The following is a 15,130-nucleotide window of genomic DNA, read 5'->3' as shown; positions in this document are numbered from 1 at the left end:
CCACTAACCCTACACACCTTCAACGGTCTAGCCGTATCAAACATCAATTCTAAAAACTAAAGGAGATAAACGATGACCCCACAATCACCGCCTATCTCCTTTGTAAATAAGGATAAAGATACGCAAAATCTAAATGGCAGAAAACTAGCCATACCGCCCCAGGATGTCATTAACGAAATGATGCCTAAAGCGGTTGAAGCGAATCCGCCTTCACCGCCAGGGATTAATTATTCGGCTCTTTTAGCTAAATCCAGGGTTTTACCGACCGACGAGATTGAAGCCGATCCGGTTTGTCTGGCGATTCAAACAGAGGACAAAACCTCAATTGTTGGGACCTTAGGTAATATCTCAACGGTTTCAGGAAGAGCCAAAGCCAAAAAGACTTTCGTTGTCAGCTTTGCCGTTGCCGCTGCCGTTGGAGTCCAAGTAATATTGAATAAAATCAAAGGGCTTTTACCCGAAGACAAAAACACGGTATTGCTTTTCGATACCGAGCAAAGTAAGCACCATGTTTTGAAGATCGTCAAACGTATCTGCCGGCTTTGCGGTATTGATGACCCGTCGAATCTGCATGTTTACTCTTTACGACCTTACTCACCGGAGGATCGATTAAAAATCATCGATTACGCCCTGAATTCAATTCCGAATGTAGGCCTAGTAGTCATTGATGGCATTCGAGATTTGGCTGTTGACCCAGTGTTAGATAGTGAGCAAGCCAGTCATATTATGACACACCTGCTTCAGTGGACTGACCGCTTACACATTCATATAATGTGCGTACTCCACCAAAACAAGAGCGATCCTAATCTACGTGGTCATTTAGGAACCGAACTAACGAACAAGTCCGAAACGGTTATTAGTGTCACGAGGGACAAAAACGTTAAAGAAGTGTCTCACGTCGAAGCTGAATATTGTCGCAATAGGGAGTTCGACCCGTTTAGCTTCTACATAGACGACAACGGTATTCCGCATTTAGTGGACGAGGAGCTGATCAAAAGAAAGCCGGAAGGAAAGCTAGGTAACAGCATGCAGGCTACCAAAAAGCAGGAGCTACCAACCGCCGATAGTATGACCTCTGAGATTGTTACCACGATCATTAGCAGAGCTTTTAGTCAGGATGAGTATTTAGGCTATAGCCAGTTGCGAACAGCCCTAATTGAAGCTTCGGAATTTGCAGGTTTCTCACTGTCTAAAAACCGGGCTGAGGTTTTTATAAAACGAGTAATTGAACAACATCAAGTCACTAAGTTCCGACCTGAAAATAGCAAGTATGATGCTTACCGATTACCTACTAATACTGTCCCTAATCAACAGTCCTGATTGAACCGTCCTATTCGCCTATATATATAGGCGTAGGACGATCAGGACGATTGAGTCACTGTCCTGAATTAACTGTCCTAGGACGGTCAGGACAATCAGGAAGGTTAACAAAAACTAAGTATGGAAACCACTGTAACTATAGACACTTTAGAAATTGAGTACGGAAGAGCTATTCTGTCAGAAGCTTGCGGTCAAGAGTTGACTCATAAACAACAGTCGGTTCGTTTATTCGACCAAACCCGCCATAGCGCCGAGGTTTATTTTCCCGCTGACGAAAAAGGCAAGCCCTATATTCACAACTTTCAGGAAGGCAAACGCTATTATCCGGTGAAAGCTTTCGCTGTAGCTCATAACATAGATTTTAATACGGCCAACGTACGACTGCAAGAGCAGTACTACGGCGGAGGTTTACCGGAAACTGTTACCGTTCGACCGCGCCTAATAGAGCAACCTCTAAAACGGAGTATTGACTACCTTCCTTTTGAGCTGTACGAGCCTTGCCAGAGTCATTTTGACCGTAACGGCCTCTACGAGTATTTGCGCTTTACTTACGGTCTGGAAGCGGTACAGAAAGCCTTTACCCATTACCGCTTGGGAACCTCCCGCCGTTGGTGTTACTACGGCTATCTGGCTACCTGCTTACCACAGTTCGATATAGCCGGAAATCTACGTCAGGTTAAAGTAATACCCTTTGACGCGATGAGCGGACGGCGAGTCAAAAGACATCAACCCGCCGAACGATGGAATGCAGCAACCAAACGCTTTGAGCCAACCGAACCCGACACGGATAAAATCTATTTTGCTGGTAAGCACATAGCGAAACAGGCCGGTATCACAAAGCCGAATTTGAAGCAGTGCTTCTTTGGCGAACATTTACTAAGCGAGTATCCTGAACGCTCGGTAGCGGTCGTTGAAGGCGAGTCCACGGCTATCGTTTGTTCGGCTATCTGGCCGGATTACATCTGGCTAGCCACAGGTGGCAGCATGGGCGGTAGTTGGTACTCTCCCGAACGATTCAGCGTCTTACGGGGTCGCAACGTAACGCTATGGCCTGATACGGGTAAATATGTGAATTGGAGTCAGAAAGCCTCTGTATTGCGGCCTCTGTGCCGTTCGCTGTACGTATCTGACTACGTCGAAAAAAACGCTCCTGAAGGCATGGGAAATGTTGACCTTCGGGATTTGCTAACGCGCCCCTGCTACTTCCCTAAAGGCGAAGAACAGCCGATTTACGGCGAAGTATTGAGCTGTGAACCGGCTCCTGGAGATACACCATTTTGAACAGAAATTAAACAACTAAATAATCATGCAGAACAGCACAATTCGATTTATTCGGCCAACCGGCCAAACAGACACCCCTTTCTACAACTTAGAAGACCTGGTTTCTTTCCTAGTCGGGAAAGGCATTATCCGCCCATGTGAGATTAAACCCAGAAAGGGTAAAAAGTGGCTGAAGATCATTGACGGACAGGCCTACTTTCATTGGGCAACCCTAGATCGGCTCATGCTACAGTTTAAAAAGCGACTGGTAAAGCCTAGGGATTGGAACGATAGAAAAAGCCTGTTTCGTAAGGTGTACTACGAAATTGACGACCCTAACCAACAGTTTCATGGTTTCGGGCGCGAAGACGTAATACAATTCTTTCAGCAGGTAAAGCTTTAAAAGCGGCAAGTATATCAGCTAGCCTATTCTCCGCTTATTAGGCAACTCATGCTAAAAACATGCTAAAATAACATAAAACATGCCCTTCAAACCCGGACAACCGAAAATTGCAGGACGCAAACGAGGTTCTAAAAATAGGGTGCCCTTGGACCTTCGAAGCCGCCTAGCGGTACTACTTGAGAACCAATTCGAAAACATTCAGGACAAACTTGAGCAACTCGACCCTAAAGAGTATGTCACAGCCTACGTTAAAATGCTCGAATTCGTCGTAGCTAAAAAGCGTGAAGAAAAGATCGATTTGTCTAATCTGACCGACGAGCAAGTAGACGACTTACTGAATAAAATCATCAGGAAAACAGACGCATAATGAAACGGACTGACAAACTAAAAGTATTACAAGACGCTATGCAGGGACAAACCAGCACCTTGCAGCAACTCAAACGCCAACAGGCTAAAGAAGCCATGCCCTACCTGGAAGTAGCCGGTATTATTAATGTGCACGATTGCCCTCCGGCTTTACTAGACAAGCGGGTAATGTTTAGTTACTTTCCCACACTCCATAAGAAAGAACAGTTTTTTCTACCGGTCCGGGAATACTTACAACATTATGCCCATGTTGAGCCGAGACTTAAGTTTTTGTTTGGTCATGGTTTAGGACTCCTGTACGCTAATAATAGCTTGTATGATAGCGTGGGTCTCGATTTTATGGAGTTCCGATGCCGGGACTATAGAGAACGGTATCGGGAAGGCGGGACCATTGGCGATTTGCGGCGCTGGTATCGCAACACAGCTAAATCATGCGATGGACCGGGCTATATCGCCCTATGGTTTGAGAACGATCTAAAGCGATTCGACTGGCACAGACAACGTTTGTTAACTCCTGAATCATAATGAAAAGAAAGCGCAAAGAAGCCCTGCTAATGCAGCTTTTGCAGGGCCAAGCCAACCAGCAAACACTGCAACAACTCAAAGTCCAACAGTTAGATACAATCTCCATTGTGGTCTGTGGTTTTCGTGACCTACAAGTCACTGACGCAGTAGAGGTAACAACTACTGAAGGCATACAGCATATTACCTACGCCGAATTTCAACAAGCGCCTAGCCCTTACGGAAATGTGTGTATTCAAGTCAATTAAAATCAAAAACAAGCAAATATGAAAAGGTCAGAGAAGGTTAGGCTACTCGCCAACGTGTTAGAAAAGGGAGCCAGTCAAAACACCCGCCAACGACTCCTAGAAGCTAGACAGCCCGGTTGCCTGGTTGGTATTCTTTATCCAGGACAGAGCGAGCCGGGTGCAGAAGATGTGGTTAGTATTCATATCGACGGTAAAGAGGTTCGAATGAGTCACGCCGAAGCGGAGGCTTACGCCCAAAGGTTTGGGCATCCGGTTATCTTTATGATACCGGACAATGGGAGGTAATAACCAGTTACGCCGTTCCCAAAGATTTGGCCTGTTTATAGGAAACAACTGTTGATCATTTCGTATCTTTAAATAGGTTAAATCACAGTTATCACACAGTCTTTTTCATGCTTTCGACTCCTCAGCTGCCCTTTACTGCTACCGCCAGGGAATGGGTTGACTTTTGCCTTTCGCTGCAAACTGAAGCCGGTTTTATTGCCCTTTTTGAAGCGAAGTGGAACGAGTTAGGAGGTCAGAAAAAGCACATGGTAACGGCCTACGAAGCCGCCGAACAGCTCTACGAAAGTCTTTTAGGTAGAGGCAGGCGCTACAAAAACCGGGATGTATTCTTTAGTGCCCGGTGGCGTTTTTATTCCAAACAGTAAGCAGTTCAATAAGATCGGGTAACGTACGCCCTACAAAACGTATATACATAACCGTAACTTATTTAATTTTAATCGCAACAGGATAATATGAATGAGCAACTTCAAGCCGTATTCACGCTCAATGATTCGGCCTTTGCCAGAGGAGCAGACAGGATTTTAGCCCAATTGAATCGCATCGAACAAAAAAGTGATTCGACAAGCCGGGCGTTGGAAAGCGGTTTCAATTCGCCGTTGGGTTCCATCGGTAAATTTGCCGCCGGAGTATTCACCATTGATAAAGCCTTAGACCTGTTAAAGCAAGGCTTAAAAATCACCTCCGACATTCAGCGTTTGGACGCTGGCCTATCGAATGTATCGTCCTCGTCGTTAGATTTCGCCCGGTCGCAAGCCTATCTACGTAAGCTCTCCGACGAGCTAGGTCTTAGCATTGAAGAACTGCAAAGTTCGTATAAAAGCCTAAAGGCAGCGACCAACGGCACGAACCTCGAAGGAGCAAAAACCGAAAAGATATTTACGGCGGTCGTTCATGCCGGAGCCGCGCTAAAGCTCTCCAACGAAGATATTAAGGGTTCTCTTTTAGCTCTGACGCAGATGCTTAGTAAGGGAACCGTGTCAATGGAAGAACTACGGGGGCAATTAGCCGAACGTGTACCCGCCGCGTTCCAGTTGGCCGCAAAAGCCATGAACGTAAGCCAGGCGCAACTGGTAAAAATGATTTCGGACGGTAAGGTACTCGCGGAGGACTTGCTACCCAAACTTGCCGACGAGCTGGAAAAAACCTACGGTTCCAAAGCGCAAAGCAATGTCGATAGCATAGCCGGAGGCTGGCAACGGGCAACCGATCAAATGAAGCTATTCATTGCGGAGTTTTCGGAAACCAACGGCATAGATACATTTTTCGCCAAACTCTTTAATGGTGTTGGCGACTATTTGAAACTCATTCGACAGGCACAGGACCAAACGGGTTCCATGTTTGGGACCGTGAAGAACTACACGCCGGGCTTTCAAAAAGACCTCAATACGTTTAACTCGTTCGATACCAAACGAAAGGAATCGTTTCTAAATAAGTTTCGGGCCGGTATCGAAATGAAGGAGCGCGAAGCCGATACCGTTACCGGCTTTACGCCAACGGAACAAAACCTAGCATGGGAAAAAAGCCTACGGGCGGATTTGGCCGCTATGAAAGAGCGTTACCAAATTTACCGGCGGGCGTTACGGGAAGAAAACCGCAAGATTGACGAAGAAGCCAACCGGCCTAAAGTAGCTAATCTAGCCGCCGAAAAGGATAGTAAAGGGCGTACCTATTGGAGTCCGCTAGAAATCGCAGAGCGTAACAAAAAAGGCTTAGAGGATTCGATAGCCGCCCAACGGGGAACGTTTAACGGCGTTGACCCGGATTTACTTAAACAGCTAGAAGCCGCCGAAAAAACGATACGTATTCTACGGGGAGAAGCCGAAAAGACCGCACCTTTTTTGAAAACGACAGGCAATAGTCTGTCCGAAATATTTTCAAGTATCGTCGCTCCCCTGCAACAGACGAAAGGGCTACTAGACCGTTTCAACGAGGGTAACAACTGGAAAAGTATCCGCTTCCTACAGGATGAGATTGAAAAGATTCGCTATCACGCAGACGCTATAGCGGTAAACGCACTAAATAAAAACCTAAAACTTGACCCCGAAGCACTCCAACAACTTCGTGAGTACGTAGCCTTATTGACAAAAGCGGATATATCCCGCCGAAATATGGACCGTCAGGTAGCCGCCGAACAAGGCCGCGCCCAGGTGAATGCAATTAAGAATACGCCAAACGGTCAAAAGTGGAACAGTATCGGAGGCATTGCTAACGAGTTCACGGATTCGGCTTTAGCCGCTTTTCAGAAGAACAGAGATGAGGTTATTGGCAACGCTAAAGATATGGCTGATACGTTAGTGTCGACGCTGAATCAGGGAGCAGCCTCCGCTACGCAGGCAATGGGTAATTTCGTTGATGGGCTCATCGCCGGTACAGCAGGAATCGACCAATTACCCGGCGCGGTGTTAGGCGTGGTTGCCGATATGCTACAGAGCCTAGCGAAAGCCTTAGCAATTTCGGGCGCGCTGCTTTTGCTGGTAAACCCAGGCATGGGAGTTATGCAGTTAGGAGCATCGGTAGGACTCTATGCCGCTTCAGCGGGATTAAATGCAGCCGCCAAACCCAAACGCCGGGCAATGGCAAAGGGTGGAACACTTTCGGGACCAACCGAAATAACCGCCGGAGAGTACCCAGGAGCCAATCAACGAGGCAAAGAGGAATGGGTTTCACCCGTTGACGTTGGGGCCGGTCTGATTGCTGAAAAGCTAATGGAATTGGGCGGGTTCGGCGGTGGCGGTCGACTCGTTACTGAAATACACGGTAGTACACTACGCATTATCCTAGAGCGGGACGAAAAACTAAGAAGGGCAACCGGCAGAGGCTAATATATGGCCGAAGTAAATGACGCACCCGGCAAGGTGGTAGGTTTTAGGCCGCTGCTTTGCCGGGTGTATTGTTTGTAAATATAGACTACATGCAATATGTACGCGCGTAGAATAAATGGCAATGAGTAATGAAATTACAACATATATATCTAAACTAATCCTTTTTTAAAATATTGAAAGAATACCCGACTTGTACTTGCATGAAATTAGTGTTACCACTTAACAATAGGTTACTGTACGCTAATCTAGCAAATATTTCACCTTTCGTGCTTTGATCTGGATCAGGTCTAATGAAAACATCAAGTTGTGTGTTCAAAATAAGATTTTGCCCTCTCTTTTGTTCCGACTCTATATGGTTGTAATTATTCATTATAGTTAACCGATCGGTTTGCGGTAACAGATATAAACCTCTTAACGTTAAACTAAATCCAAAACGACTATCTGGTTTTACTTGATAAATAAATTCAGGATATAGTTGCAAAGTGGATATATTATAATTCTCAACTCGGTTAGTATTTATAATATTATTATCTTTCCAAGTCCGTAATGTATCACGTATTGAGGTCCTAAAAAGCTTGAGGCCAGCATTAAAATAGAACGACGTTTTGTAATTTGGATTATCGAATACCAAGATATTCAAAGCTCCACCTGCACTAAAATTTTGATATTTATAAAGATCTAGGAGGTTTATTACGGATTTTATACTACTTCCTGCTGTACATTGACATTCATTAAATTTTAATTTGTCAGTGATTAGTATTTTATTATTCTCCTCGATTTTTGACATCACAAATGTTGGCTCTATATAATTAAATAGACCAAAACCTAAATCAGGATATCTACTTTTATTTATAAAACTGATTTGCTCTCTACGAGGATTCAAAATTATACGTTTGCTAAGCTCGAATTGAATTAAACCGTTAGGGTTATCATCCTTTACGCCAATGAAATCGCTAAAAACTTTTACTTTGAACAACTTCGAGTTTACTTCCTTATACACTGTGAGCTTTGTACCTGCTTTAAAGACTTGAACGCCGTCTCTAGGGCTATAATCCTCTTGATTATTAGCAAATAAAGGATCATATTTAATAATATTATATGAAGTTATAAACTGATCTGCACTAGATGATAAGTTAAAAATGTTATCTTTTGAAGAGGGAAATTGCCATAACAAATTATTACGACTAGTGTAATCTGTTAATGAAGAAAATGGTATAGGATTAAAATTTCTAAAAACTATTGGTTTCTTTTCATTAGTTAATCCATTGGTAACATTTATTGTTGAATCTAAATTATAGCTAACATTACCGAATATAAAAAGATTTTTTATATTACCTTCGAAAAATTCCATTCTGGCTGAGTCAGCTACAAAGGTCCCCTTAAGAAGGACAGTTTTTATTGATCTATTTTTTTTTGTATTTTTTGTATTTTTTGATAAAACATCTATTTCACCGTTTATTGAAAATATATTTGAATTAACATCCTTTATTTTCTCATCAGTTTGGGTTATCTTTTGCTCTAAATAAGGTTTATAATCACTAGGAAGTGTAGGATTGTTAGACGATGTGCCTTTGTAAAGTATACCTGAAACGATAGTGTCTTTCACCACAGTAGCAGGCTTTCTTACAATATTATCTTCCGCAATTAAAAGTAACTGCGATTTATATTGATTAATATCCCGTGTAAGCTTGCTTAACTTTTTCTTTTCATTTTCTAGATTACTTCTCAATAATTTTAATTTATCTTCATAAATATAAACATTTACAGGGGCACGAGAGACAGCAATAAAACCTGCTTTTGGAGCGAAATCAGCTATTTCTGTATCTATAGCTGTTTTTAATGTAATAAATACTTTAGCAGCCTCTTCATATGTAACAGTTTGGTCTTTCTTATTCGCATCTAGTAAGCCAACACAGTTGTTAAATATTTCCCTAAATATTGGATAATCTAATTGACTAAATTCAGTAAATTTAGCTACATCTCCCTTCTTAATTATAAATCTAAATTTTTTCCCTTCAAGAGCTTTGTATTCCCAACTATATAGCTCTTTGCCAAGCAAAAACTCACCTTGCTTAATCAAGCGCCCATCCTCATTAAGAGAATCTTTTAAACTTATGCTAGCTCCTAATGATTTTATATTGATGTAAAGGCAAATTGCAACAAAAAAACATATGTGTTTCATGGCTACTAATAACTAATAGTGTGTATAAGAGTAGCGGCTAAAGTAGACTAAATTTATAATTTTTAATACGGGAAAATTCCCCTTTTTAAGGCATAATCAAAAGCGGTTGAGCGATATAAGGTACATTACACACATTTAAGTAAACGTTGTCATATTCAGCCTTACATGGCGTGGATAGAAGCAGAAGGCAACCCTGATATGTTGGATTGTTTTTTATATTAAGCGTAATTTTTGACTATCAAATGATAAAGTTGCAATATATATATCTTCTTTAATTTAGGTAAATCCATAAAATTAAGCGCTTCGTATCTATCAGAATTTCACCTCTCTAACTTCTCATAATGAGTTCTGACAAGCATAAACCATCGGCAGCTACGGAGTCCATTCCGGCAGAAAGACAAATTAGCTATGCCGAATTTACCATCCTCTTGGCTCAATATAAACGGGCCGTCTACGAATCGATGTGTATAGCTAATTATTCTACAAAATACCTTAGCACATGTCAGTGGAAACAACTAAAATAACTTCCTTTATAGCTATTAAAGTAGAGGCAAGATATACACGTCATCGAATAGTAAAATAGCTTAGCAGTCTAGTGCTTGGCCTTGGTGTAATCAACCTGGATTGATACCATTCCTGAATTATGATTCTTCAGGGTCTTGCTCAGTAGCCAAAAAAGCAACTTGCCCTAAGCGGACAGGTTGCTTTTTTGTGAACTAAGCGGAATGCATATAAATCGACTTTTTCTCAGCCCTGGCGAACCATTAAATTAATGCTTGCCGGTTCCAATAGGTATCCAATATACTGAGTGCCCCCTGCCAATCTGAATAACTACTTGGCTTGACTAAATAGCCATCCGCTGAATGTGCAAAAGCCTGATCAATGTCTTCTCTATAACTTGACCAACTCAGGGTAATAGTAGGTATGGGTTTATATAAAGGATGAGATTTTAATAGGGTTATAACCTGCAAGCCCTGCTGAGCAGTGGGCAAATACAAATCAACCAGGATAAGCAAAGGGAGGTCTTTTCTGTTGCGCTGGAAAGCGTCCAGATAAGGCAGTACTTTTTCGGCATCTGACAACCAAATTAAGTCTGCCTGAGGAAATCGTTGGTGTAAAGCCCACTTAGTTAGCAACCACTGATCGGCATTGTCTTCAATCACTACTAGGGTAGTCTTAGGCTCTGAGGCAGGTTTCTTAACCAACGCTTCTGTGGGGTTCCTTGGACTAAAACAGGTTTCATATACCCGCGCCCGGTAATCGGCCAATAAGCGTGCAAATGGCCTTTGATTTGAGTGGTTATAATTGGTCATGATAAGGGAGGAAAAGTGATGACTAGTAAGTATAAGTAGGTACTAGGTAGCCATAGTATTAAGTATCGAGACGAAAATGCTATATAAATATACTAATATTTATTTGTATTAAGCAATTAATATATTAAATTGTTAGGGAATGGGTAATGAAGTAAAAGAGCTTGATTCTAAGGTATACTTTGCTTATAAATAGAAATAGTTAGCCAATTATTCCATGACCTTTGGTATAATGGCCTACTAAATCGGTCAGTTCGTAACTGCTGTTTTCGCCTGTTTATGCTGGAAGCTGACAAAAGCTATTATTCGTCTAAAATAAGTGTAAACAGCTTCAAGCTTTTAATAGATTTGTTGCATCAGCCTACATAAAGTACTACTGATAAGAGATTTAAGAACAAAAGATTGGAGGGTAGTCTGCCATTGACGAGAGTTTATTTTTTGTGAACGAGAGGCCAATACCAAATAACTTTTGATTTCTACCAAAAAACGAGAATTTCCGTTAGTTCATCGAAAGTTGCCACAACGACTGCAAGGCCTCAGCTAATTTAGTATAGCTAATCAGTATGCTAAATAGCCTTAATTGGATACGATGAGGAACATATATATCAATCTACTAGAAGAACGGTATGCTGTACCCCAGCCCGGCAACTATCAATACTACTATCCCACTTTCGTTGACTGCCCTCAATTTATTACCATTCATTATCTGACGGTAGATAAGCAAGGGGCTTACGTCAGCTTTCCAAAACACCCCAATTTTAAACCAGATCAGGTTATACCCATTGATTGGTTCGATTCAGTGGTGTTGAAACGGCTTATGCACTTACAATTCGACAAACCCGTTGAGGCCTTATTAACTTATAGCTTACATCCTAATTAGGGCAGTGGCAGCATAGCTAGCATAGCTTCTTTAGCTACTTTCGGCTAAAGCGGAACTCACCAACTACCAGTTTTTACGGCTCTGATAATAGACCATCAGACAATTCACACTTATGAAAATTCCTCGAAGAGTATGGTTATTGCTACTTCTTTCTAATGGTTGTTCAACACCCCATCCTCAACATAGCAATTCTAACTTAATCATCTCGGACAGTCGATTTAGAAATAAAAGCTTCACAACTCAAATTAATGAAGCTGCCCTAACGGATGAAAAAGAATTATCAATTCAGACTGTATTCAGCCAAGATTCAACGGGCTATTTTCGCATTGCAAGTGCCTCCAAAACTGATCAAGTGGATTTTACCTGGCAGTTTATTGGCGATTCGCTGTCAATTCGAGAAAAGTACCGAACTGATTATCAAGCGGATAGTATACCTTCGGTTTATGAATCCTCTGCCACTCTTTATTCAGTAACCGAGGAAGCGTCGGGCTATTTATTAAAAAATAATCAGGGACAGATTTTATTATTGGATAATTAATAGTGCTTTCATATATAGCAGTAACGCTTAAATTGTTGCCGAATCCTCAAAGGTGTAGTGAAATAGTGCTATAGATTGAGGAATCTCAGTACTTTTATAGTAACGAATGCACGTTAATCAATGACAGACATCAAACAGCGCGTAGGTCAACAGATACGGGAGGCTAGAAAGGCGAAAGGGTTAACCCAGAAGGAATTGGGGAAAGAATCGGCGTTGCCGAATCAACACTAAATAGATTTGAGAACGGAAGTCAAAACCTTACCTTGGAAACTTTAAAGCGAATTTCGGATGCTTTAGAAACTGACTTACAGATAAATCTCAAGTAATTTTTTTGCCTCATAACTTGTATTTAAATACAAGTTAACTTAGTATTGTACTGTCATTTAGGCACGAAAACAGCGGTATAGTATCTAATCTAGGTTGCCCCGCTTAACGGTAGAAGTCTGAAACGGCAACAAAAAAGCCCTAACGCTTTACTTTGGACGGTGTAGCGAAAGGGCAAGTGTTTCACCTAACTTATCTAATCAAATGAACACGGAGCAAAACTACGTGGGTGGGGGCAACTATGCAACCCCATCTGAACAAACGGCTCAGATGGCCGCTCAAAACACCTCTACAGCCGACGAACGGCTACAGAATGTACAACGAACACCTGAAGGTGTAGGAACGCTTCAAGCTAAAGCCTATCCTTCGGCGAACCGGCTACAACAGCAAATTGAAACGTTATATGGTGAGATGCATGGACTGATTCGGGATATAGCTACCGAGTCCAATATTGCTGACGATATAGAACTGCTGACAAGTTTTACCTATGATTGGCTAGCTGATAGTACCGGCTATAATCAGAGTCTTACGGATGAGACTAGCAAAGCAGAAGTGACCCGCCAGCATATGGATTCGCTTTATTCGGCTTTCCAACTTATGAACTTTTTGAGTAAGATAAAAACGCTTGATAGTCGAATCGCTCAGTTAGAGGAGCTATTATACAGTAGTGAAGACGAATAGACTTTAAGACGTGGATTCTGGAAACGCCCTACTGTCGGAGTAATACCGGTAAGTAGGGCGTTTTATTATTTATCTTTTGTATGGCACATAAACTACCTCTTTAACCTTCAAGCTATTGCGTTCAGCAAATTTGATAACGGCACTCTTCTTTAACCGCTTCACTTTCTGATTAAATACGAATACCTTTTCGTCTGCTAGCATTGCTACCGCCGTAGGCTTAGTAACCCCGAAATACTCGCAAATCCATTCCCAGGTTACGTACTTGTCATTCTTTAGGGCTTCCAGCTCCCGTTTAACTTCGATCAGTTCAGCAGCTACTCGTTTGTACTCCTCCACCAGTTTCGGCAATTCACATAAGGCTTGAAAAGGGTCCATCGTTTACCTTCAGTTGAGTTTAACCAAAATAAGCGATTATGGAACCGATTATAGTATTACCAGCCGAGAAGGTAAAAGAAATGATTGATCGTTACGAGAAAGCAACGCAGCGGCTGATAGATGCAGAGCGAGAGTTAGCGGCTCTGAAAGACGATAAGTATGTAACGTGGGAGTGGGTCTGTGAGTATTTCGGCATAAGTCGTTCCACGGCGGCTCTAATGCTGGCAGAGGAGAAAGCGTTTGTGTATGGAAGGCAAATAAAGCGGTTTAAGAAATCAGTTATAATCCGGTTCGCTGAAAAGAACAGCATTCAGGTTAAGGAAATACAGCCTTTGCCTCATTTGAAGGGAAGGCGTTCAAACTAGCAACTAACGGATTTGTATAAGCAAGCTAAAATCAGAGTGTTTGGGCCTGATTTTACTTATATAACTTTTCCGCCCAATATGAGCCTAATCCTATATCCTTTACTGTACCCTTCTAAGATTAGTTAAACTTTTTCTTGCTGTAATTATTTTATATGCCTACTTCGGGTTAATCTTGCAGAGCAAAACGTCAATTAACATGAAATCCTCATTGTTTATACCCGGTCCCTGGACCCTTACGCTTGGAGTAGCCAGTTCGCTTATGGTAATCGCAGTTGCTGGCTTAGCTAATCTGCTCTTTTAAGTTATCTTCCTTATAAGTCTTTGCCCGTAGCCAACGAACCAAGCGTAAAGAGGCTATGACGACCAGTAGAGTCAGCCACAGCCAGACAATGTCCAACAGCATTACTAAGACTGCTCCGGCAAAGGGATAGGTACGCCAAATATGCCCATAAAGAGCCGGGAAGGTGGCTCTGAAGAGCGCAGGAGCAAGTAAAAGTCCGATTACCAGGACTAAAGCGGCTTGCTTTTTCATGAACGTTGTATGTGGTGTGACCACTAAGTTAGTCAACAAGCAATTGATAACCAGCGGCTATAGGCGTACTCTCGGTAACGTCTAGTTAATTCTTTGACTTATCCAACGAAGTAATAAGTTGGTAGCAAGCTAGCTGTATTATGAAAGCCCGGTCTAAGTGGCTTTTGTCAGTTTTGTCAGTAGGTCGCCTTATACGTTTTGAGTGATTGCAGAGAACATCGTTAATAACTTGATTAGGTAATCCCTAACAAATGGCTCTAAGTAGACTAATATATACGTTCCGAATAGCTTTTTCATACACGTTATGCAGCTGGTTTGCTTATCCCGTAAACCGCTCTTAATGGTAATGTGGTTTAGAATCATCAGGTCATGTGGAGGTATTGCTGATCACTTCAAATAATAGTAGCCAATGACTGATTCAACCCTCATCAAAGCGTCTGAACTCCTCAAACTCTTGGCCAATCCAATTCGACTACAGATTCTGCTGCTTTTAGCCGATCAGCCTTCCCTAAGTGGGAAAACTATACATCAGCTGCTAGAACTTGATGCAAAGACGGTAGCCCAGTATCTCATTAAGTTGCGAACGAAGGGGCTGCTGGTTAGTAGACGACAGGGTCATGAAGTCTACTATTCACTAGTGAATGACGCGCTGGTGAATTTTATCCGGCAGCTAATCGGTTTGGTAGAGCAGAAGCTAGCAAATGACTAGTAAAATTT

At 42.2% G+C, this 15,130-nt stretch carries 19 protein-coding genes; 15 read left to right on the top strand and 4 right to left on the bottom strand.

What is annotated here, in order from left to right:
- The first annotated feature begins 72 nt into the window (after positions 1-72).
- From LN737_RS05250 to LN737_RS05210, 9 genes are all read left to right on the top strand, one after another.
- A complete protein-coding gene (locus LN737_RS05250) occupies positions 73-1,320 on the top strand; it encodes an AAA family ATPase (protein WP_405516836.1) in 1,248 nt (415 codons plus the stop codon).
- A gap of 120 nt (positions 1,321-1,440) precedes the next feature.
- A complete protein-coding gene (locus tag LN737_RS05245) occupies positions 1,441-2,601 on the top strand; it encodes a DUF6371 domain-containing protein (RefSeq protein WP_405516834.1) in 1,161 nt (386 codons plus the stop codon).
- 25 nt (positions 2,602-2,626) lie between these two features.
- Positions 2,627-2,983, top strand: a complete 357-nt coding sequence (locus LN737_RS05240; protein WP_405516832.1) for a hypothetical protein — start codon at positions 2,627-2,629, stop codon at positions 2,981-2,983.
- A gap of 79 nt (positions 2,984-3,062) precedes the next feature.
- Positions 3,063-3,350: a hypothetical protein gene (locus tag LN737_RS05235; protein WP_405516830.1), complete on the top strand. Its 288-nt coding sequence runs from the start codon at positions 3,063-3,065 to the stop codon at positions 3,348-3,350.
- The gene (locus tag LN737_RS05230; RefSeq protein WP_405516828.1) at positions 3,350-3,874 is read left to right on the top strand and encodes a hypothetical protein; all 525 of its coding nucleotides are present in this window, start codon (positions 3,350-3,352) and stop codon (positions 3,872-3,874) included. The genes LN737_RS05235 and LN737_RS05230 overlap by 1 nt, the downstream gene beginning before the upstream one ends.
- On the top strand, positions 3,874-4,119 hold the full coding sequence (locus LN737_RS05225) for a hypothetical protein (RefSeq protein WP_405516827.1): 246 nt from the start codon (positions 3,874-3,876) through the stop codon (positions 4,117-4,119). Before LN737_RS05230 ends, LN737_RS05225 begins: the two co-directional genes overlap by 1 nt.
- Before the next feature lie 18 nt (positions 4,120-4,137).
- Positions 4,138-4,404, top strand: a complete 267-nt coding sequence (locus LN737_RS05220; RefSeq protein ID WP_405516825.1) for a hypothetical protein — start codon at positions 4,138-4,140, stop codon at positions 4,402-4,404.
- Positions 4,405-4,511: 107 nt separating this feature from the next.
- The gene (locus LN737_RS05215; RefSeq protein WP_405516824.1) at positions 4,512-4,769 is read left to right on the top strand and encodes a hypothetical protein; all 258 of its coding nucleotides are present in this window, start codon (positions 4,512-4,514) and stop codon (positions 4,767-4,769) included.
- A gap of 87 nt (positions 4,770-4,856) precedes the next feature.
- Positions 4,857-7,226, top strand: a complete 2,370-nt coding sequence (locus LN737_RS05210; RefSeq protein ID WP_405516822.1) for a tape measure protein — start codon at positions 4,857-4,859, stop codon at positions 7,224-7,226.
- Positions 7,227-7,380: 154 nt separating this feature from the next.
- Here the strand turns inward: LN737_RS05210 and LN737_RS05205 are convergent, their stop codons facing one another.
- Both LN737_RS05205 and LN737_RS05200 read right to left on the bottom strand, forming a co-directional pair.
- Positions 7,381-9,408 carry a hypothetical protein gene (locus LN737_RS05205; protein ID WP_405516821.1) on the bottom strand — a complete coding sequence of 676 codons (2,028 nt, stop codon included), beginning with the start codon at positions 9,406-9,408 and terminating at the stop codon, positions 7,381-7,383.
- A gap of 764 nt (positions 9,409-10,172) precedes the next feature.
- On the bottom strand, positions 10,173-10,721 hold the full coding sequence (locus LN737_RS05200; protein WP_405516819.1) for a response regulator: 549 nt from the start codon (positions 10,719-10,721) through the stop codon (positions 10,173-10,175).
- 989 nt (positions 10,722-11,710) lie between these two features.
- Between LN737_RS05200 and LN737_RS05195 the strand changes: the two genes are divergently transcribed.
- The 4 genes from LN737_RS05195 to LN737_RS05180 all read left to right on the top strand — a co-directional run bounded on the left by LN737_RS05195 (position 11,711) and on the right by LN737_RS05180 (position 13,141).
- Positions 11,711-12,136 (top strand): hypothetical protein, encoded by a 426-nt coding sequence (locus LN737_RS05195; RefSeq protein WP_405516817.1) that lies wholly within the window; start codon positions 11,711-11,713, stop codon positions 12,134-12,136.
- Between the two features lie 120 nt (positions 12,137-12,256).
- Positions 12,257-12,367: a helix-turn-helix domain-containing protein gene (locus LN737_RS05190; RefSeq protein ID WP_405516815.1), complete on the top strand. Its 111-nt coding sequence runs from the start codon at positions 12,257-12,259 to the stop codon at positions 12,365-12,367.
- Positions 12,331-12,462: a helix-turn-helix domain-containing protein gene (locus tag LN737_RS05185; RefSeq protein ID WP_405520314.1), complete on the top strand. Its 132-nt coding sequence runs from the start codon at positions 12,331-12,333 to the stop codon at positions 12,460-12,462. The genes LN737_RS05190 and LN737_RS05185 overlap by 37 nt, the downstream gene beginning before the upstream one ends.
- 202 nt (positions 12,463-12,664) lie before the next feature.
- Positions 12,665-13,141 carry a hypothetical protein gene (locus LN737_RS05180; protein WP_405516813.1) on the top strand — a complete coding sequence of 159 codons (477 nt, stop codon included), beginning with the start codon at positions 12,665-12,667 and terminating at the stop codon, positions 13,139-13,141.
- Positions 13,142-13,210: 69 nt separating this feature from the next.
- Here the strand turns inward: LN737_RS05180 and LN737_RS05175 are convergent, their stop codons facing one another.
- Positions 13,211-13,516 (bottom strand): hypothetical protein, encoded by a 306-nt coding sequence (locus LN737_RS05175; protein ID WP_405516812.1) that lies wholly within the window; start codon positions 13,514-13,516, stop codon positions 13,211-13,213.
- Between the two features lie 38 nt (positions 13,517-13,554).
- Here LN737_RS05175 and LN737_RS05170 point away from each other — a divergent pair, with 38 nt between their 5' ends.
- Positions 13,555-13,881, top strand: coding sequence for a hypothetical protein (locus LN737_RS05170; RefSeq protein WP_405516810.1), 327 nt, complete (start codon positions 13,555-13,557; stop codon positions 13,879-13,881).
- Positions 13,882-14,161: 280 nt separating this feature from the next.
- Here LN737_RS05170 and LN737_RS05165 read toward each other — a convergent pair whose 3' ends face one another.
- Positions 14,162-14,413, bottom strand: coding sequence for a hypothetical protein (locus tag LN737_RS05165; RefSeq protein WP_405516808.1), 252 nt, complete (start codon positions 14,411-14,413; stop codon positions 14,162-14,164).
- A 409-nt stretch (positions 14,414-14,822) separates the two neighbouring features.
- Here LN737_RS05165 and LN737_RS05160 point away from each other — a divergent pair, with 409 nt between their 5' ends.
- Entirely contained in the window at positions 14,823-15,122 is a 300-nt protein-coding gene (locus LN737_RS05160) for a helix-turn-helix transcriptional regulator (protein WP_405516806.1), read from the top strand.
- Positions 15,123-15,130 lie beyond the last annotated feature (8 nt).

Source organism: Spirosoma sp. KNUC1025, from assembly GCF_045160025.1.
Taxonomy (GTDB): Bacteria; Bacteroidota; Bacteroidia; order Cytophagales; family Spirosomataceae; genus Spirosoma.
Note: the sequence above shows the minus strand (reverse complement) of the source record. Positions and strands in the feature narration are given on the sequence as shown.